Here is a 17,742-nt window from a genome sequence, read left to right as displayed (position 1 = left end):
ACCGGCGGGCGTCACGAGGAGGACCGGACGACCAGCTCGGTGGGGAGGATCACCGAGGACGAGGGGCCGCCGCCGATCTGGCGCAGGAGCAGGCGCACCGCCGCCAGGACCTGGTCCGCCCACGGGACGCGCACCGTGGTCAGCGGGGGGACGGCGTAGGCGGCGTCCTCCTCGTCGCCGAACCCCACGACCGCGACGTCCTCGGGCACCCGCAACCCGGCCTCCCGCAGCGCGTGCAGGGCGCCGGCCGCCATCAGGTCGCCGGCCACGAAGACCGCGTCCAGCGACGGGTCGGCGGCGAGCAGCTCACGCATGGCGGCGGCCCCCGAGGCGCGGCCGAGGTCGCCGACCGCGTCGGCCGACCGGAACGCGGCGTCCCGCAGGGCGTTCCGGTAGCCGTCGAACCGGTCCCGCGCGGCGGCGAGGTCCACCGGCCCGCGGATCGTCGCGATCCGCCGCCGTCCCCGGCCGAGCAGGTGTCCGACCGCCGCCGCGGCCCCGCCCGCGTCGTCGGTCCCGGCGTACGGCAGCGCCACCGCGGCCGGCGGCCTGCCCAGCGACACGACGGGGACGCCCGTTCCGGCCAGCGCGCCGGGCAGCGGGTCGGAACCCCGGGCCGGCAGCAGCAGGGCCCCGTCCACGTGCCCGGCGGCCAGGTGGCGCTCCACCCGGCTCCGGTCCGCGGGGGAGCCGACGAACATGAGCGTGACCCGTTTGCCGGCCCGCTCCAGCTCCCGGCCCGCCGCGTCCACGGCCGCGGCGAACAGCGGGTCCCCCGCGCGGGCGCCGTCCGGGACGATCAGCGCGATCGACTCCGTGCGCCGGGTCACCAGGCTACGGGCCGCCGAGTTGGGCACGTAGCCGAGTTCGGTGACCGCGTTCATGACGACCTCCCGGAACTCCGGGCTGACCGCCGCCTCACCGTTGATCACCCGGGAGACGGTCGACCTGGACACGCCCGCGCGGGCGGCCACCTCCTCCAGGGTGGGGCGCCGGGCCCGTCCGGCGCGCAGCCCGTTGTTCCGGATGACGTCGCGATACCACAGCGCGCTGTCCTTGGGCAGCCGCCGCTGGGTGTCGAAGTCGACGTGCACGATCCCGAAGCGCTTGCCGTACCCCTCGGCCCACTCGAAGTTGTCCAGCAACGACCAGACGAGGTATCCGCGCAGGTCGGCCCCGGCGTCGACGGCGGTGTGCGCGGCCCGCAGATGGCCCTCCAGGAAGGCGATCCGGTCGGCGTCGTGCACGTGCTCGCCGGACACCGTGTCCTCGAAGGCGGCGCCGTTCTCGGTGACGAGCAGGCCGACCTGCGGGTAGTCGCGGGAGAGCCGGACGAGCAGGCGGGTCAGGCCGGTGGGGACGATCGGCCAGCCCATGGCGGTCTTGGGGGCGTAGGCGTCGCCGAACCGGATGCCCTCGGTGCCGGGGTAGGCCGGGTTGGCCGGCTCGCCGGGCTCGGCGCTCACCACGCAGGGGTTGTAGTAGTTGACCCCGAGCAGATCGAGCGGCTGGTTGACGGTCTCCAGGTCGCCGTCGCGGATGTGCCCGAGGCCGGCGGCCCGCTCCACGACGTCCAGGACGGCGGCGGGATACTCCCCGCGCAGCACCGGGTCGAGGAACTGCCGGTTGATCAGGCAGTCGACGAGGTCCACCGCCGCGGCGTCCTCGGCGGAGAGCGCCGCCTCGGGGTCGTCCAGCCGTCCGGGGGTCGTCACGGGGGCGAGGTTCAGCGTCAGGGCGATCTCCCGGGCGCCCGCGTCGCGCAGCGCCCGGGCCCCCAGCCCGTGGGCGAGCAGGAGGTGGTGGGAGGCCTGGAAGGCGTCCCGCCAGGACGCGCGGCCCGGGGCGTGCGCGCCGATGCCGTACCCGAGGACGGACACCACCCAGGGCTCGTTGACCGTGATCCAGGTGCCGACGCGGTCGCCGAGCCGGTCGTGCACGATCCGCGCGTAGTCGGCGAACCGGTGGGCCGTGTCGCGCTCCGTCCAGCCGCCGCGGTCCTCCAGCGGCTGGGGCAGGTCCCAGTGGTACAGCGTCACGTAGGGGGAGACGTCGGCGGCGAGCAGCTCGTCCACGAGGCGGTCGTAGAAGTCGAGCCCGGCGGCGTTGACGGGGCCGGAACCGGTCGGCTGGATCCGCGGCCACGCCACCGAGAAGCGGTAGGCGCCCAGGCCCAGCTCCCGCATCAGGCGGACGTCGTCGCGGTAGCGGTGGTAGTGGTCGCAGGCCACGTCGCCGGTGTGGCCGCCCGCGACGCGCCCGGGGGTGTGGGCGAAGACGTCCCAGATCGACGTGCCGCGGCCGTCCTCTCCCGCCGCCCCCTCGACCTGATAGGCGGCGGTCGCGGCCCCCCAGACGAAGCCGCCGGGGAAGGACAGCGTCCCCCCGGCGGCGGCGGTGAACATCGCGGTCATCGTTTCCGGCCCCCTGGCTTCTGAGGGTACGGCGACGCCGCCGTCCCCGTCGTCGCGGACATCTGAATCATCGGGGTGCCGGGCGCCCGGCGTCGAGCGGGGCCGCCGTGGCCATCGGAGCCCGCCGTTCCCGGGTCGATCGGCGGTCCCGGCCGGCCCGCCGCGCCGCTTCCTCGGCCCGCCGCGCCCGCCGTTCCCGGTACGTTCCGGTTTCCCGCCGCGCCCGTCATTCCCGGTACGTTCCGCCGTTCCCCGCCGTGCCGTGCGGTCTGCGGTTCCGCGCGAAGTGGAAAAGGTGATTAATCAATAATGATTACTTAAACCAATGATCTGTCTTATGTGTCGTTCTTTCCGCGCCGGGCATACGGGTTCCAGGGGGGCGTACGGCGGAAGGCCGTGCGATCAGGGGGAGTGTGGAACATGACAATCACCGGCATCATCAGTGCCATCATCATCGGCGCCATCATCGGCGCCCTCGGCCGGCTCATCCTGCCGGGCAAGCAGAACATCCCCATCTGGCTGACGGTCGTGATCGGCATCATCGCCGCCTTCATCGGTTCCGGGATCGCCAGGGCCATCGGGGTCGGCATGACGAGCGGCATCGACTGGATCGAGCTGATCCTGCAGGTCGTCGTGGCGGCGCTGGGCGTCTTCCTGGTCGCCAGCATGTACGGCAGGCGCAGCGTCCGCTGACGCCCCGCGCGGAGCGGCCCCGGGGGCACGGCACGTTCCGGGGCCACGGGTTCCGGGGCCACGGGTTCCGAAGACGCGGCACGTTCCGGGGACACGCCGCACAAGCGGCCGTGTCCCCGGCCGGCGGGGGAGCGCGGGCGCTATTTGATCGGGTCGTGTCCCCAGTTCATCAGGGAGTGCCGCCACCGGGTGTCCGTGACGTCCCCCGACGGGCGCTGCGCGAGGTGGCGGTGGACGTACCCGGTCACCTTCCGCATGTGGGCGTAGTCGTCGTCGGACAGGTCGCCCTTCTTCTTGCGGAGGATCTCGGTGATGCGGCGGCCGGACTCGTGTCCCGTCGACTCGCCGCCCCCGGACCTGTCACCGGCGGCCTCGGACTCGGGGGTCCGCAGCCAGCGCTCCAGCTCGGCGGCGGTCATGTTGACCGCCTCGCCGAACTCGGCGGAGATCCGCTCCCGGTCCTCGGCCATGTCAGCCCTTCTTCCGCAGCGCCGACGGCCGGTGCACGGCGCTCCCGCCGCTCTCGTCGCTGCGGACGAGGTACTGAGGGTCGTCGGGCGAGGCGTCGACGACGCGCCCGGCGGCCTCCGTCCTCTCGGTGATCTTCTTCTCCACCTTCCCCGACACGGTGGAGCCGTGGCTGTTCCAGGTGACCTCGTCACCGACGGACAGCTCGTCGCCGCTGTGTTCCTCGCCCATACGCACCCCGTACCCCTTCCGGCGGATCGGACGGTCAACGGACGGGCATGGGCCGCTATGCCTTCCCGCCGTCCGGGGCGCGCGGCGGGTCAGCCGCGCTCCTCCCGCTCGAACCTGCGGACCTCCGCGCGCTCGTCCTCGTCGAACTTGCGGGTGTCGCGGGGCTCGACGTACGGCTCGGCGTCGGCCGGCACGCCCGCCTCGATGGCGCGCTCGCGGGCGAGCTCGGCGTCGAACTCCACGCCGAGCAGGACGGCGATGTTCGTGATCCACAGCCAGATCAGGAAGACGATGACCCCGGCCAGGGCGGCGTAGGTCTTGCTGTAGGAGCCGAAGTTGGCCACGTAGAACGCGAAGGCTGCGGACGCGACGACCCACAGCACGACGGCCAGCAGGCTGCCGGGGGTGATCCAGCGGAAGCCGGGGTGCGAGACGTTGGGGGCCGCCCAGTACAGCAGGGCCAGCACCAGCGCCACGACGATCACCAGGACCGGCCACTTGACGATGCTCCAGACGGTCAGGGCGGTCTCGCCGATGCCCAGGAACCTTCCGGTCTGCTGGGCGAGCGATCCGGTGAACACGACGGAGACCGAGCCGACCGCCATCAGGATCACCAGGACCGCGGTGATGCCCAGGCGCAGCGGGAGGGTCTTCCAGATGGGCCGGCCCTCGGGCATCTCGTACATGACGTTGGCCGCCCGGATGAACGCCCCCACGTACCCGGAGGCGGACCAGAGGGCGACGGCGATGCCCAGGATCGTGGCGATCCCGGCGGCGCCCTGGTTGCCCTGCAGGGCCTGGAGCACGGCGTCGATGGTCTGCCGGGCGGGACCGGGCGCGATGGCGCTCAGGTTGTCGGTGAGCGCCTTGGTGGTGTTCTGGCCGAACAGCCCCAGCACGGACACCACGGCCAGCAGCGCCGGGAAGATCGACAACACCGCGTAGTAGGTGAGCCCGGCGGCCCAGTCGGTGAGGTTGTCCTGCTGGAACTCCTTGACGGTGCGTTTCAGCACGCCCCACCACGACCGCTTGGGAAGCTCGGACGGGCTCTCCGGAGCCGGCCCGTCGGCGGTGCCGGGGTCGCGGGTCGCGCCCCGGTCGTCGTGGCGTGGAGTGTCGTGCTGGATCATCGCGCACCGTTCTCTTAACACAGCTTACGGATGCCCGCCGCCGCCCTCCCCTGCCGGGAGAGGGCGGCGGCGACGGCGTTCTCTCATCAGGCGTCCCCGTCGGGCGCCCTCGTCGGGCGTCCTCCAGGACGCCCTGATCGGGTCCTGGTCAGGCGTCCCCCCGGAGGCCCCGGCCGGATGTGCTCCCGCCGGGCGCCCGCCACGGACCGGACCCGTCAGACCCCGTGGGAGGAACGGGCCGTCTCGGTCACCTGCTGGGCCTGGTCGCGGGCGTGGTCGCCGGTGGCCTTGGCCGCCTCGCCGGCGGTGTCCCTGACCTGGCCGACGGCCTCCTGGGCGACCTGCTTGGCCTCCTGGCCCAGCTGCTGGGCCGACTCGCGCACCGCCTCCTTGACCGGCTCCATCATGTCGCCGGCCTGCTCCTTGACCTGCTGGGCGGCGCGCTGCTCGGCCTCGGTCGCCGGGATGAGGGTCGCGGCGAGCAGCCCGGCGCCGAAGGCGATCAGCCCGGCGGCCAGCGGGTTGCCCTGGGTGCCGCGCATCGCCTGCTCCGGCGCCTCGCGGACCATCTCGGTGGCCTGCTGCGCGCCGTGCCTGACGCTGTCGGCCGCGCCGGCGGCGGTCTCGCGGACGGTGCCGACCGCGCCGGCGGCGGTCTCGCGGACGGTGCCGGCGGCGTCGGCGGCGGTCTCGCGGACACCGTGGGCGGCGTGTCCGGCCTGGTAACGAGCCTGGTGGGCGGCGTGGGCCGGGGTGCCCATCACCCGCTCGCGCACCGAGTAGAGCTTCTCACGCATGCGATCGGTCCTCCGTTGAATGATCCGCGACGGGCTCGTCCGGTCGGCCAGCCGATCGACGTCGGCGGCCAGTTCCGCCCTGGTGGCGGCGATCTCTCTTCTTATTTCGTCAGGTTCCGCGCCCATCGCGCATCCTCCTTGAGCGTCTCGACGGTCTGTTCGGGCTTGGGGGAGACCTCGCTCATCCGCTTGCGCCCGTTGGTGTACAGCACTCCGCCGATCACGGCCCACACGACCGCGACGATCAGGGCGGCCCAGCCCAGGGGCATGGCGGCGCCCAGGCCGAACATGACCGCCAGCGACACGAAGAGGGCGACCACGAGGCCGGCGACTCCGGCGCCGCTGAGCATCCCGGCGGCCTTGCCGGCCTTGGACGCCTCCTGGCGGATCTCGGCCTTGGCCAGCTCCACCTCCTGGCGGAAGAGCTTGGAAAGGTCCTCGCCGACCTCGCCGACGAGCTGTCCCAGCGACGGCTCGGCCGGTTCGTAGACGGACGACCCCGGTTCGTAGGCGGGCGAGCTCACCGTGGCTCACCGTCCCAGGCGGTCGACGGAGGGGTCTCGGACGGGTACTGCGTCGTCGGCCGCGTCTGGGCCGACGACGGGTACGGCTCGGCGGAGCCGTAGGCGTCGGCGGTGGTGTAGGTGCCGTCCGTGGTGTACGGCTGGGCCGACGGGTACTGCGTGCCGGTCGGCCGGCCGTACGGCTGCGCCGGCTGGGCGTACTGCTGCGGGCGGTAGCCGTCCTGGAAGCCCTGGTACGCCGTGCCGGAGGTGTCGTTCTGGGACGCGGTCGTCGCCTTGGCCATCCGGCCGACGAGGAAGCCCGCGGCCACCGCGCCCATCAGGAACGCTCCAGGACGGCGGCGGGCGAAGTTCTGGACGTCCCGGACCACCCCGGCCAGGCCCTCCTGCTCCAGGTAGTCGGCCGCGCGGCGGCCCGTCCCGGCGACCTGGTGCACCACGTTGGTCACCGGGGAGTCGGGCTTGGCGGCGTCGGTCATCGAGCTGAGGTCGTCGGCCCACTGGCGGATGCCCTGGGCGGCGCGGCGGCTCTGGTGCCTGCTCTGCTCGCCCACCCGGTCGCGCAGCTGTCCCACGACGTTCTGCGCCTGGTACCGGGCCTCATGGGCGACCGCGCGGGTCTGGTCCTTGGCGGTCTCGGCCACTTCTCCGACGGCTGCCTTGGCGTGTTCGGTCGTCGTGTGGGGCTGGTCGCTCAGCGTGGAGCGCTCCCCCGTCCCGGCTGGGAATTCGTTCACCGATGCCTCCAAAGTCGTGCGCGTCTTCGCTTGGCACCGCCGCTACCCCCAGCGGTTCAACACATTCGTAAACGGCAAGAAAGGGCTCTCGACCTGCCCCTCGGCGCGAACGGTCGGTGCAGGGCAGCATCGACCACGAAAAACCACAAAAGGGACCGACATTCCCGTATCTCCGGCCCTCATGCGGGAGGACGGTTCGGTGCCGGCCGAAGAACGGGATCCATAAGGTGCCGTGTATGAAACAGACCATGCCGAACCAGGCAGAAGCGGTGCAATCCCGGCTGGATCGGCGCACGATGGCGGCGGCCGGCGTCACCGTGCTGCTGTGGGCCTCGGCGTTCGTCGGCATCCGCGGCGCGGCGCCGTACTTCTCCCCCGGGGCGCTCGCTCTGGGCCGGTTGCTGGCGGGTTCGGCGGTGCTGGGGGTCATCCTGCTGGTGCGGCGCGAGGGATTGCCGCCGAGGGCCGCCTGGCCGGGCATCCTCGTCTCGGGAGTCCTGTGGTTCGGCGCCTACACGGTCGCGCTGAACTGGGGCGAGCAGGAGGTGGACGCGGGCACCGCGGCGATGGTCGTGAACATCGGCCCGCTGCTCATCGCGCTGTTGGGTGGCCGGCTGCTCGGGGAGGGGTTCCCGCCCCGCCTGCTGGCGGGCATGGCGGTGTCGTTCGGTGGTGCGGTCGTGGTCGGGATCTCCATGTCCGGCCAGGGGCACGCGTCGGTGACGGGTGTCCTGCTCTGCCTGGCGGCGGCGGTGACGTACGCGGTGGGCGTGCTGTCCCAGAAGCCCGCGCTGCGCCACGCCTCGGCGCTCCAGGTCACCGCGTTCGGCTGCTTCGTCGGCACGGCGGCCTGTCTGCCGTTCGCCGGGCAACTCGTGTCGCAGGCGGCCCGAGCCCCGCTGGCGGCGACCCTGGATGTCGTGTACCTCGGCGTCTTCCCGACGGCGGTGGCATTCACCACCTGGGCTTACGCCCTCGCCCGCACCACCGCGGGCAAGATGGGCGCCACGACCTACCTCGTCCCGGTGCTGGTGGTCCTGATGGCCTGGGCGGTGCTGGGGGAGGTCCCCGGGTGGCTGTCCCTCCTCGGCGGGCTGCTGTGCCTGGCGGGGGTGGCGGTCTCGCGGAGGCGGGCTCCGGGACGGTGAACCCGGGACCCGCGGTCAGGCCGGCGTCGAGACCCCGACGCCGCCCCGGGTGTGCGCGCCGTACCGCTCCTTCTCCGCGGCGAGGTCGAGGGGCCGGATGCGGCTGCGCCCGCGCAGCGTCTCCTCGGTGAGGAGGGCGGCCGGGACGAGCCAGGACACCTCGAACTCCAGCCCGTCGGGGTCCTTGGCGTACAGGGCCTTGGTGGTGGAGTGGTCGGAGGCGCCGACCAGGGCGCCCATCTCCGTCAGCCTGGCGGCGATCCGCTCCAGCTCCTCCAGGGTGTCGACCTCCCAGGCCAGGTGGTACAGCCCGACGGCGGAGCGGCCGGCGGGCGAGGGGGCGGCCTGGGCGCCGATCTCGAACAGGCCGAGGTCGTGGTCGTTGGCGGAGCCGGAGGCCTGCAGGAACGCCGCACCCCGCATGCCCATGACGACCTCGAAGCCGAGGGCCTCCCGGTAGAAGGCGACGCTGCGTTCGACGTCGCGCACGTACAGGACCGCGTGGTTGAGCCGCTGGACGGGCATGGCCCTCTCCTAAGAACTTGAACCTTCAACCAGTCTACCCGGCCAGAACGAGGGCGATGGATGTGATGTGTGAGTGAGATCTGTCGCCGACCAAGGGAAACGTGTACACATCTGGGTACACTTTAATCATGTTAATCGAGACGCTTTCCGTGCGGGAGGCCCGCGAGCGGCTGTCAAGCGTGCTGGAACGGTTCCGTAACGGTGATCGCACACCGGTGGGTGTCGGCTCGTATCGCAGAACCGAGGCGGTCATGGTCCCCGTTGAGGTCTTTGATGAACTGACCGCCGAGCGCGAACGGGCGCTCTCCCAGGCGCGGGCGTCGGTGCGCGCCGAAGGGCTCGACGTGGAGGCCGATGCCGAGGCTGTGATGGAGCGCTGGGCGCGCGGTGAGATCAGCACCCAGCGCATGCGCGAGCTGGTCCGGGCGCTGTACGGAGCGTAGTGAACATCGATCCATACGTCGACCGGAGACCGGCGTATTCCGCAACCGACTCGGAATCTCCGATCCCGTACGCCTCCGCACGGTCGAAGCGGGCCTGACGGCGGCGGCGCTGGCGGACCTCGGCACCCGGACCCTGCCCGGCGACTACGATCTCGCTCATCTCCGCCTCTTCCATCAGGAGATCTTCGGTGACCTCTATCCATGGGCCGGCGAGGTCAGGGTGGTGGGGATCGCCAAGACGGATCCGTTCTGCCTGCCTCAGCACATCGAGGCTTACTCGGCGGACCTGTTCGGGGCGTTGCGTAAGGAGCGCCACCTCCGTCGCCTGAACCGCGAGGAGTTCGTGGATCGGCTGACCCACTACTACGCGGAAGTGAACGCGATCCACCCCTTTCGGGAAGGCAATGGCCGCACGCAGCGGGCCTTTTTCCGTCAGCTGAGCCGTGAGGCGGGGTGGTCTGTCGACTGGTCCGGTCTCGATCCGGAGGCCAACACGCGCGCCTCGATGACCTCGCTACGAGGTGACAACAGCCCGCTCCGTGACCTTCTCGACGCGCTGGTGGCCCGCTGAGGGTCAGGGGACCGCCGGGCGGGCGGTGGGGAGGTGGGGGGCGGGGTCGGCGATGACACGGTGGATGACCCGTCCGGCCCCGCCGAGGGTCGCGGCGTCGCCGCCGAGCCGGGAGACCGCGAGTTCGGGCACGGAGCGGCGCATCCCGGCCAGCCGGGTGGACATCGCCTCACGGACCGGGCCGGCGACCCACTCGAACAGCGGCGCGAAGATCCCGCCCAGCACGACCGTCCCGGGGTCCATCAGATTGACCGCCGAGGTGAGGGCGACGCCCAGCGCCCGCCCGGCGCGTTCACAGGCGCGCAGCGCGTCCGCCTCGCCGGCCCGCAGCAGTTCGGTCAGTTCGGGCACCCCGGCGGCGCCGGAGGCGCGGAGCAGCGCCTCCTGACCGGCGTACCGCTCCAGGCAGCCCCGGCCGCCGCAGCGGCAGTCCGGGCCGTCGGGGAAGACGACCACGTGGCCCAGCTCGCCGGCCAGGCCGTGCGCGCCGCGGAACAGCTCGCCGCCGACCACCAGGCCGGCGCCGATGCCGGTCTCCCCCGACACGTGCAGGAAGTCGCCCGGCCCGCCGCCGAACCACAGCTCGCCCAGCGCGGCGAGGTTGGCCTCGTTCTCCACGGTCACCGGGAAGTCCAGCAGGTCGCCGGCCCGGACGCCGCGCCACCCGAGGTTGGGCGCGGTGTGCAGCAGCCCGCCGTCCACGGGGCCGGGGACGGCGAGCGTGGAGCCGACGACGGACAGGCCGGCCGTACGTGCTTCGTCCACAGCCCTGTGGGCAAGTTCCTGCAGATGGGCCATGGTTTCCACAGGGGGGCGGGACCGGTTGTCCACAGCCTGTGCACAACGGAGCCGAACCGTGAGGGTGAGGTCCGCCACGCAGGCCGACAGGTGGCCGGCGGTGATCTCCAGGCCGAGCGCCGCCACCCGGTCGCCGCTGAGGGAGACGGCCGTGCCCGGCCGGCCCCGCTCGCCGTCGCGGGGCGCCGCCGACTCGGCGACCATCCCGGCCTCCAGCAGGTCGCCGACCATCTTGGAGACCGTGGTCTTGGTCAGCCCGGTGATCTCGGCGAGCGCCGCGCGGGTGACCGGGCCGCTCCGGCGCACCTCGCCCAGCACCACGGCGAGGTTGCGGGCGCGCATCGAGTCGTGGCGTACGGCCTGCGTCGTCATGGAACCCGTCGTCCCGGAACCCGTCGTCCCGGAACCCGTCGTCATGGAACCCGTCGTCATGGAACCCATGGAACCCCCACCTCTTGACGATCCCACCCTGCCGGACCATATTAAGTCCATAATGTGGATTAAATAGGAGGACGCGATGAGCGACTACACCCCCAGGCCGGAGGACCGCTTCACCTTCGGGCTGTGGACCGTGGGCTGGCAGGCCCGTGACCAGTTCGGGGACGCCAGCCGCCCCCCGCTGGACCCGGTCGAGACCGTCCACCGCCTGGCGGAGCTCGGCGCGTACGGCGTCACCTTCCACGACGACGACCTGCTGGCCGTCGAGTCCGACCGCGAGCGGGCGATCGCGGCCTTCAAGAAGGCGCTGTCGGAGACCGGGATGAAGGTCCCGATGGCCACCACGAACCTGTTCACCCACCCCGTTTTCAAGGACGGCGCGTTCACCAGCAACGACCGCGACGTCCGCCGCCACGCCCTGCGCAAGGTGATGCGCAACCTCGACCTGGCCGCCGAGCTGGGCGCCACGACCTACGTCTTCTGGGGCGGGCGCGAGGGAGCCGAGTCCGGGGCCGCCAAGGACATCAGGGCCGCGCTCAGCCGCTACAAGGAGGGCGTCGACCTGCTGACCTCCTACGTGATCGAGAAGGGCTACGACCTCAGGTTCGCCATCGAGCCCAAGCCGAACGAGCCGCGCGGCGACATCCTGCTGCCGACGATCGGCCACGCGCTGGCGTTCATCAACGAGCTGGAGCACCCCGAGCGGGTCGGCCTCAACCCCGAGGTGGGACACGAGGAGATGGCCGGGCTCAACTTCGCCCACGGCATCGCGCAGGCCCTGTGGCACGGCAAGCTGTTCCACATCGACCTCAACGGCCAGCACGGCCCCCGCTTCGACCAGGACCTGGTCTTCGGCCACGGCGACGTGAAGAACGCGTTCTTCCTGGTGGACCTGCTGGAGAACGGCGGCTACGACGGTCCCCGGCACTTCGACTACAAGCCGGTCCGCACCGACGACCCCGAGGACGTGTGGGTGTCGGCCGCCTCCAACATGCGGATGTACCTGATCCTGAAGGAGAAGTCCCGGGCGTTCCGCGCCGACTCCGAGGTCGCCGAGGCGCTCGCCGCGAGCAGGGTCGCCGAGCTGTCCGAGCCCACGCTGGCCCCCGGTGAGACCCTGACCGACCTGGCGAACGACGAGTTCGACGTCGAGGCGGCGGCGGCGCGCGGCTTCCACTTCTCCCGCCTCAACCAGCTCGCCATGGACCACCTCCTCGGGGTCCGCGGGGGCGACCGGGCATGACGCTCGTGGCCGGGGTCGACTCCTCGACCCAGAGCTGCAAGGTGGTCATCAGGGACGCCGAGACCGGGGCCCTGGTCCGCCAGGGTCGCGCGGCCCATCCCGACGGCACCGAGGTCGCCCCGGCCGCCTGGTGGGCCGCGCTCCAGGAGGCGGTCGCCCAGGCCGGCGGGCTCGACGACGTCGCCGCGGTGAGCGTCGCCGCCCAGCAGCACGGCATGGTCTGCCTGGACGAGTCCGGGCGGGTCGTGCGGGACGCGCTGCTGTGGAACGACACCCGCTCGGCCGGCGCCGCCCGCGACCTGGTCGAGGAGCTGGGCGGGCCGGAGCGGTGGGCCGAGGCGGTCGGCAGCGTGCCGGTCGCGTCGTTCACGGTGGCCAAGCTCCGCTGGCTGGCGGTCCACGAGCCGGAGGCGGCCCGCCGTACGGCGCGGGTGTGCCTGCCGCACGACTGGCTGACCTGGCGGCTGGGCGGCGGGGACGGCGAGCCGGTCACCGACCGGGGCGACGCCTCCGGCACCGGCTACTTCTCGCCCGCCACCGGCTCCTACCGCACCGACCTGCTCAAGGCGGCGTTCGGCGCCGTGCCCGGCCTGCCGCGCGTGCTCGGCCCCCGCGAGGAGGCCGGCGAGCTGCGGGTCCCGGGCTCGCCCGGGGCGTCCGGCCCGGTACGGCTGGCCCCCGGGACCGGCGACAACATGGCCGCCGCCCTCGGGGTGGGCGCGGGACCCGGCGACGTGGTGGTGTCTATCGGGACGTCCGGCACGGCGTTCGCGGTGGCCGAGCGCCCGAGCGCCGACCCGACCGGCGCGGTGGCCGGGTTCGCCGACGCCACCGGGCGGTTCCTGCCGCTGGTGTGCACGCTCAACGCGGCCCGGGTCCTCGACGCCGCCGCCCGGCTGCTCGGGGTCGGCCCCGCCGACCTCGACCGGCTCGCGCTGCAGGCTCCGGCCGGAGCGGGCGGCCTGGTCTGCGTGCCGTACCTGGAGGGGGAGCGGACGCCGAACCTGCCCGAGGCCACCGGGACGCTGCACGGCCTGACCCTGGCCACCTCCACCCCCGCCCACCTGGCCAGGGCCGCGGTGGAGGGCATGCTCTGCCACCTGGCCGACGCCTTCGACGCCCTCGGGCTGGAGCCGGCCAGGGTCCTGCTCATCGGCGGCGGGGCGCGGTCGGAGGCGGTGCGGCGGATCGCCCCGGCGGTCTTCGGGCGGCCGGTGGTCGTCCCGGAGCCGGGGGAGTACGTCGCCGACGGCGCGGCGCGGCAGGCCGCCTGGCTGGTCGCGGGCGGGGACGAGCCCCCGGTCTGGGACCGGGCCGGCTCCCGGAGCTTCGAGGCCGACGCGGTGCCGGAGATCAGGGCCCGCTACGCCGAGGCCCGCGCCCGGTACACCGGGGGCCGCGACACGGCCTGAGCGGCGGCCCGGGGCGGGAACCCGCGGTACGGGAACCCGCGGACCGGCCCGGGCCGCGGCGCGACCCGGCAGCCGGTCCCCGGGACCCCGCTCCACGGGGCGGGATCTCGGGGATCGCTCAGGGTCGGGTCAGGGACGCCGCCGGATGTGTGGAACCGGGTCCGCGGGACAGTCTGGGTCCATGCTCGCGTCGAAGAGGCTCTACCCCCTGATCGCCTGCGCCGGTACGGCGGCGGCCGTCGTGGCCGCGATCGCCGGTCAGATCGACCCGGATCCGCAGCTGGATCCGCTCAACCTGACGATCAGCGAGTACGCCGTGCTCGACCGCGGCGGGGCCACCGAGTTCGCCATGGCGTGCCTGGGTGTCGCGTCCCTCGCTCTGGTGGCGGGGCTGCGGGCGGTCCGGGCCCCGATCGGCGCGGTGGCCGAGCGGCTGATGCTGGCCTGGAGCGCGGCGCTGGTCGTGATCGCGGTCGTGCCGACGGTCGCCCCGGGCCTGGCGATGGACCTCGGGGCCCAGGTGCACCGCTACGTCTCGATAGCGGCCTTCCTCGCGCTGCCCGCGGCGGGCGCGCTGATGGCTCCGGGGCTGGGCCGGGACGAGCGGTGGCGGGTGGTGGCCAGGCCGGTGGAGTGGCTGACCCTGGCCGGCGGGTTCGGGCTGCTGGCCCTCACCTATGTGGCGCTCCCGGGCGACCGGGTGCTGATCGGCCTGGCCGAGCGGACGCTGCTGGTCACCGAGGTCGCGTTGCTCGGGGTGCTCGCCGTACGGCTGGCGTGGCTGGCCTGGGTTCCGGACGCCGCCCGCACGCCACGCGCGGGCCGGGCGCTTCTCGGGGGACTTGTCCGGGAACATGACTATTTTCTGACAGGTCACAAATAGGACAAGAATATTTCTCCTGTCCGATGCTATCCTCGTCGGCGATCTAAAGATCGTCCGGAGGTTCTCGCTCTCGCGCTCCGAGACCGAACCGTTGAGGTGACATGGCATCGAGCAGGTCCATCCGGTTCAAGATCTCTGCTCTGCTGGCGATCCCGCTGACCTCACTGGTGGCCCTCTGGGGATTCGCGGCGACGGTCACCGTCGGCGACTCGATGAGCCTGCTGGAGGCCGACGACCTCTACGACACCGTCATCGCGCCCGCCACCGAGGTGAGCTACGCCGTGGAGCGCGAGCACGTCCTGTCGGCCGAGTACCTCGCCGTCCGCTCCGAGGAGGCCCGGACCGCCCTCACCTTCCAGCGCGCCGTCACCGACAGGAAACGGTTCCGGCTGCGTGACGGGGCGCGGCACGGGCTGGACCTGGGGGGCCTGGGCCCGACGTCCAAGGCCCGGTTCGCCGACCTGACCGCCGCGGTCGACACGCTCGACGCGACGCGGGCCAAGGTGGACGGCGGCCGGATCAAGCCCACCGAGCTCGTCAGGGAGTTCGGCCCGGTGCCCGACGCGTTCTACCGGTTCATCGACATCGTGGCCATCACCGACGACCCGGACCTGTCCCGGCAGATGCGCGGCGTCAACACCGTCGGCTACTCGATGGCCTTCTTCTCCCACGAGCGGGCGCTCGCCGCGGACGCGCTGGCCACGGGCCGCCGTCTGTCACCGGCCGAGCTGCGGTCGTTCGGCCGGTTCGCCACCAAGCGGGCCTTCCTCATGGAGGAGGGCATGTCGCAGCTCGACGCCGGGATGCGCGCCCCCTTCGCCGGCCTGACCCCGTCGTCGCAGCCGGTGCGGGCCCTCACCGAGATGGAGGACCGCCTGCTGTCCGGCGGCGTGGTCGCCGAGGCCGACTGGCGGGCCACCACCGACCGGCTGGAGGCCGTCTACTGGAAGGGGCTGTCGGCGGCCGCCGACAGGGTCACCGACCGGGCGGCGCCGTCGGCCCTCACGACCTTCGCCAAGGCCGGGATCGCCGGCGCGCTCGGCCTCGTCGCGGTCATCGCCTCACTGCTGATCTCCTACCGGATCGGCCGCAACCTCACCCGTGAGCTCGCCGGGGTCCGGCGCGCCGCCGCCGACCTCGCGGAGGTACGGCTGCCGCGCGTCATGGAGAAACTGCGCCGGGGCGAGCCGGTGGACGTGGCCGCCGAGGCGCCCCCGCTGGAGCCGCTGGGCAGCACCACCGAGGTCCACGACGTCGCCGCCGCCTTCGACAGCGTCCAGCACCGCGCCGTGGACGCCGCCGTGGAGCAGGCCAGGCTGCGCGAGGCCGTCGCGCAGTCCTTCCGCAGCCTCGCCCGGCGCAGCCAGTCGCTGCTGCAGCGCCAGCTCAAGCTCCTCGACGGCATGCAGAAGCAGGCCGAGGACCCCGAGGCGCTGGAGAACCTGTTCCGGCTCGACCACCTGACCACCCGCATGCGCCGCCACGCCGAGGGCCTGGTGATCCTCTCCGGCGGGGCCGCGGGCCGCAAGTGGCGCTCGCCCGTCCTGATCGAGGACATGCTGCGCGGCGCCGCCGCCCAGGTCGAGGACTACGCCCGGGTGCGGATCTACCCCATGCCCGGCGCCACCCTGGCCGGTGACGCGGTGGCGGACATGATGCACCTGTTCGCCGAGATCATCGAGAACGCCACGGCCTTCTCCCCTCCGGGGGGCGAGGTGTCTGTCCGGGGCGAGTTCGCCGGTCACGGCTTCACGGTCGAGATCGAGGACCGCGGCCTCGGCATGACCCCGGAGAAGCGCGCCGCCGTCAACGAGCGGCTGGCCAGCCCGCCGGAGTTCGACCCGGCCGAGACCGACCGGCTGGGCTTCGCGGTGGTCGGCATGCTGGCCGCACGGTACGGGGCGAAGGTGACGGTGCGGCCCTCGCCGTACGGCGGGACCGGGGTCGTCGTGCTGGTCCCCGAGTCGCTGCTGGGAACGCCGGAGACGGACGGGCAGGCGCCGCGGGAGATCCCCGGACCGTCCGGGACCGGCGGCGAGCCCGCCGGGACCGTACGGCCCGCCGGGGCCGCCGGGGCCGCCGGGGCCACTGCGCCGGAGCCCGCCGGGGCCCCGGCGGAGAGCGCGGAGCCGGCCGGAGGCGCCGAGTTCGCCGGGGCGGCCGGGATCGTACGGCTCGCCGGGACCGGAGAACCCGCCGGGCCGGCCGGGACCGCGCCGCGGCCGGACGGCCTGCCCCGCCGGATCCGCCAGGCGAGCCCGCCGCGGCCGTCGCATGATCCGGACGCGGCCGGGCAGGCCGGGGAACGATCACCGGAGGAGGCGCGGGCGGTGCTCAGCTCGCTCCAGGCCGGCTGGCGGCGCGGCCGGGCCGAGGACGGCGGTGAGGAGCACTGAGACCGGGCCGAGGACGGTGGTGAGGAGCACCGAACGGGAGGGCCGGCCCGCGGCCGGTGTAGACACGCGAACGAGCGCGACCATCACAGGGGAAGGGGTTTTACCACGTGCCGGGTGAGCTGTATTGGCTTCTGGATGACTTCGTCACGAGCGTGGCGGACGTCTCGCACGCGCTGATCCTGTCCAACGACGGGCTGATGATGGCCTCGTCACGCGGGCTGAGCAAGGAGGACGCCGACCACCTGTCGGCGGTGGCCTCCGGGTTCCAGAGTCTGGCCAAGGGGACCAGCCTGCAGTTCGGCGGCGGAGCCGTCCGGCAGACGATGGTGGAGATGGACTCGGCGTTCCTCTTCGTCACCTCGGCCGGTCAGGGCAGTTGCCTGGCGGTCATGACCACCGGCGCCGCCGACGTGGGCCTGATCGCCTACGAGATGGCCCGCCTGGTGACCCGGGTCGGCCAGCACATGGCCACCACCCCCCGGGCGGGGCAATGAGCGACGACGTCGAGTGGGTGGACGAGGAGGCCGGTCCGGTCGTCCGCCCCTACGCGCTGACCGGCGGGCGCACACGCGCCTCCTCGTCCTCGTTCGACGTGCTGTCGATGGTGGTGGCGACCGGCGCGGCGGCCACCACCGCCGTCCACCTGGGATCGGAGCATCGGCGGCTGCTGGACCTGGTCCGGCGGACCAGGCCCATCGCGGAGGTCGCCTCGGAGGCCGGGCTGCCGATGGGAGTCGTCAAGGTGCTGCTGGGCGACCTGCTGGACCAGGGGTTCATCCTGGTGCGGTCACCGGTCCCGGCCGCCACGCCGCCCGTGGAGAGCCTCCTGCAGGAAGTGATCAACGGCCTCCGGGCGCTCTGAGCCCGTTTCCGCCGTGGTGGGGGACGGCG

Annotated in this window: 19 protein-coding genes; 10 read left to right on the top strand and 9 right to left on the bottom strand. The window is 73.1% G+C overall.

Going from position 1 to position 17,742, the window contains the following annotated elements:
* Positions 1-11: 11 nt before the first annotated feature.
* A complete protein-coding gene (locus IEZ10_RS40315; protein ID WP_189248733.1) occupies positions 12-2,414 on the bottom strand; it encodes a GH1 family beta-glucosidase in 2,403 nt (800 codons plus the stop codon).
* Positions 2,415-2,834: 420 nt separating this feature from the next.
* On the opposite strand from IEZ10_RS40315, the gene IEZ10_RS23900 reads away from it, so the two are divergent.
* Positions 2,835-3,107: a GlsB/YeaQ/YmgE family stress response membrane protein gene (locus IEZ10_RS23900; protein ID WP_189248732.1), complete on the top strand. Its 273-nt coding sequence runs from the start codon at positions 2,835-2,837 to the stop codon at positions 3,105-3,107.
* 140 nt (positions 3,108-3,247) lie between these two features.
* Here the strand turns inward: IEZ10_RS23900 and IEZ10_RS23895 are convergent, their stop codons facing one another.
* The 6 genes from IEZ10_RS23895 to IEZ10_RS23870 all read right to left on the bottom strand — a co-directional run bounded on the left by IEZ10_RS23895 (position 3,248) and on the right by IEZ10_RS23870 (position 6,994).
* Positions 3,248-3,577 (bottom strand): DUF3140 domain-containing protein, encoded by a 330-nt coding sequence (locus IEZ10_RS23895; RefSeq protein ID WP_189248731.1) that lies wholly within the window; start codon positions 3,575-3,577, stop codon positions 3,248-3,250.
* A 1-nt stretch (position 3,578) separates the two neighbouring features.
* Positions 3,579-3,806, bottom strand: coding sequence for a hypervirulence associated TUDOR domain-containing protein (locus IEZ10_RS23890; protein ID WP_189248730.1), 228 nt, complete (start codon positions 3,804-3,806; stop codon positions 3,579-3,581).
* A gap of 89 nt (positions 3,807-3,895) precedes the next feature.
* The gene (locus IEZ10_RS23885; protein WP_189248729.1) at positions 3,896-4,936 is read right to left on the bottom strand and encodes a YihY/virulence factor BrkB family protein; all 1,041 of its coding nucleotides are present in this window, start codon (positions 4,934-4,936) and stop codon (positions 3,896-3,898) included.
* Positions 4,937-5,151: 215 nt separating this feature from the next.
* Positions 5,152-5,859 (bottom strand): DUF3618 domain-containing protein, encoded by a 708-nt coding sequence (locus IEZ10_RS23880; RefSeq protein ID WP_189248728.1) that lies wholly within the window; start codon positions 5,857-5,859, stop codon positions 5,152-5,154.
* A complete protein-coding gene (locus IEZ10_RS23875) occupies positions 5,835-6,257 on the bottom strand; it encodes a phage holin family protein (RefSeq protein ID WP_189248727.1) in 423 nt (140 codons plus the stop codon). Before IEZ10_RS23875 ends, IEZ10_RS23880 begins: the two co-directional genes overlap by 25 nt.
* The gene (locus tag IEZ10_RS23870; RefSeq protein ID WP_189248726.1) at positions 6,254-6,994 is read right to left on the bottom strand and encodes a hypothetical protein; all 741 of its coding nucleotides are present in this window, start codon (positions 6,992-6,994) and stop codon (positions 6,254-6,256) included. Before IEZ10_RS23870 ends, IEZ10_RS23875 begins: the two co-directional genes overlap by 4 nt.
* 236 nt (positions 6,995-7,230) lie before the next feature.
* Here IEZ10_RS23870 and IEZ10_RS23865 point away from each other — a divergent pair, with 236 nt between their 5' ends.
* On the top strand, positions 7,231-8,142 hold the full coding sequence (locus tag IEZ10_RS23865; protein ID WP_229811569.1) for a DMT family transporter: 912 nt from the start codon (positions 7,231-7,233) through the stop codon (positions 8,140-8,142).
* A gap of 15 nt (positions 8,143-8,157) precedes the next feature.
* Here the strand turns inward: IEZ10_RS23865 and IEZ10_RS23860 are convergent, their stop codons facing one another.
* A complete protein-coding gene (locus IEZ10_RS23860) occupies positions 8,158-8,667 on the bottom strand; it encodes a VOC family protein (protein ID WP_189248725.1) in 510 nt (169 codons plus the stop codon).
* Positions 8,668-8,795: 128 nt separating this feature from the next.
* Between IEZ10_RS23860 and IEZ10_RS23855 the strand changes: the two genes are divergently transcribed.
* Positions 8,796-9,110, top strand: a complete 315-nt coding sequence (locus IEZ10_RS23855) for an antitoxin VbhA family protein (protein WP_189248724.1) — start codon at positions 8,796-8,798, stop codon at positions 9,108-9,110.
* Positions 9,055-9,681 (top strand): Fic/DOC family protein, encoded by a 627-nt coding sequence (locus IEZ10_RS23850; RefSeq protein ID WP_229811568.1) that lies wholly within the window; start codon positions 9,055-9,057, stop codon positions 9,679-9,681. The genes IEZ10_RS23855 and IEZ10_RS23850 overlap by 56 nt, the downstream gene beginning before the upstream one ends.
* Positions 9,682-9,684: 3 nt before the next feature.
* Here the strand turns inward: IEZ10_RS23850 and IEZ10_RS23845 are convergent, their stop codons facing one another.
* Positions 9,685-10,911 carry an ROK family transcriptional regulator gene (locus IEZ10_RS23845; protein ID WP_229811567.1) on the bottom strand — a complete coding sequence of 409 codons (1,227 nt, stop codon included), beginning with the start codon at positions 10,909-10,911 and terminating at the stop codon, positions 9,685-9,687.
* Positions 10,912-10,996: 85 nt separating this feature from the next.
* Here IEZ10_RS23845 and xylA point away from each other — a divergent pair, with 85 nt between their 5' ends.
* From xylA to IEZ10_RS23815, 6 genes are all read left to right on the top strand, one after another.
* The gene (xylA, locus tag IEZ10_RS23840) at positions 10,997-12,160 is read left to right on the top strand and encodes a xylose isomerase (protein WP_189248723.1); all 1,164 of its coding nucleotides are present in this window, start codon (positions 10,997-10,999) and stop codon (positions 12,158-12,160) included.
* Positions 12,157-13,572, top strand: coding sequence for a xylulokinase (xylB, locus tag IEZ10_RS23835; protein WP_189248722.1), 1,416 nt, complete (start codon positions 12,157-12,159; stop codon positions 13,570-13,572). Before xylA ends, xylB begins: the two co-directional genes overlap by 4 nt.
* Before the next feature lie 181 nt (positions 13,573-13,753).
* Positions 13,754-14,455, top strand: coding sequence for a DUF998 domain-containing protein (locus IEZ10_RS23830; protein ID WP_189248721.1), 702 nt, complete (start codon positions 13,754-13,756; stop codon positions 14,453-14,455).
* Between the two features lie 101 nt (positions 14,456-14,556).
* Positions 14,557-16,851, top strand: coding sequence for a sensor histidine kinase (locus IEZ10_RS23825; RefSeq protein WP_189248720.1), 2,295 nt, complete (start codon positions 14,557-14,559; stop codon positions 16,849-16,851).
* 107 nt (positions 16,852-16,958) lie between these two features.
* A complete protein-coding gene (locus IEZ10_RS23820) occupies positions 16,959-17,345 on the top strand; it encodes a roadblock/LC7 domain-containing protein (RefSeq protein WP_179820950.1) in 387 nt (128 codons plus the stop codon).
* Positions 17,342-17,713 carry a DUF742 domain-containing protein gene (locus tag IEZ10_RS23815; protein WP_189248719.1) on the top strand — a complete coding sequence of 124 codons (372 nt, stop codon included), beginning with the start codon at positions 17,342-17,344 and terminating at the stop codon, positions 17,711-17,713. Before IEZ10_RS23820 ends, IEZ10_RS23815 begins: the two co-directional genes overlap by 4 nt.
* Positions 17,714-17,742 lie beyond the last annotated feature (29 nt).

This window comes from Streptosporangium pseudovulgare, from assembly GCF_014648055.1.
Classification (GTDB): Bacteria; Actinomycetota; Actinomycetes; order Streptosporangiales; family Streptosporangiaceae; genus Streptosporangium; species Streptosporangium pseudovulgare.
This window is presented reverse-complemented; position numbering and strand designations above follow the sequence as displayed.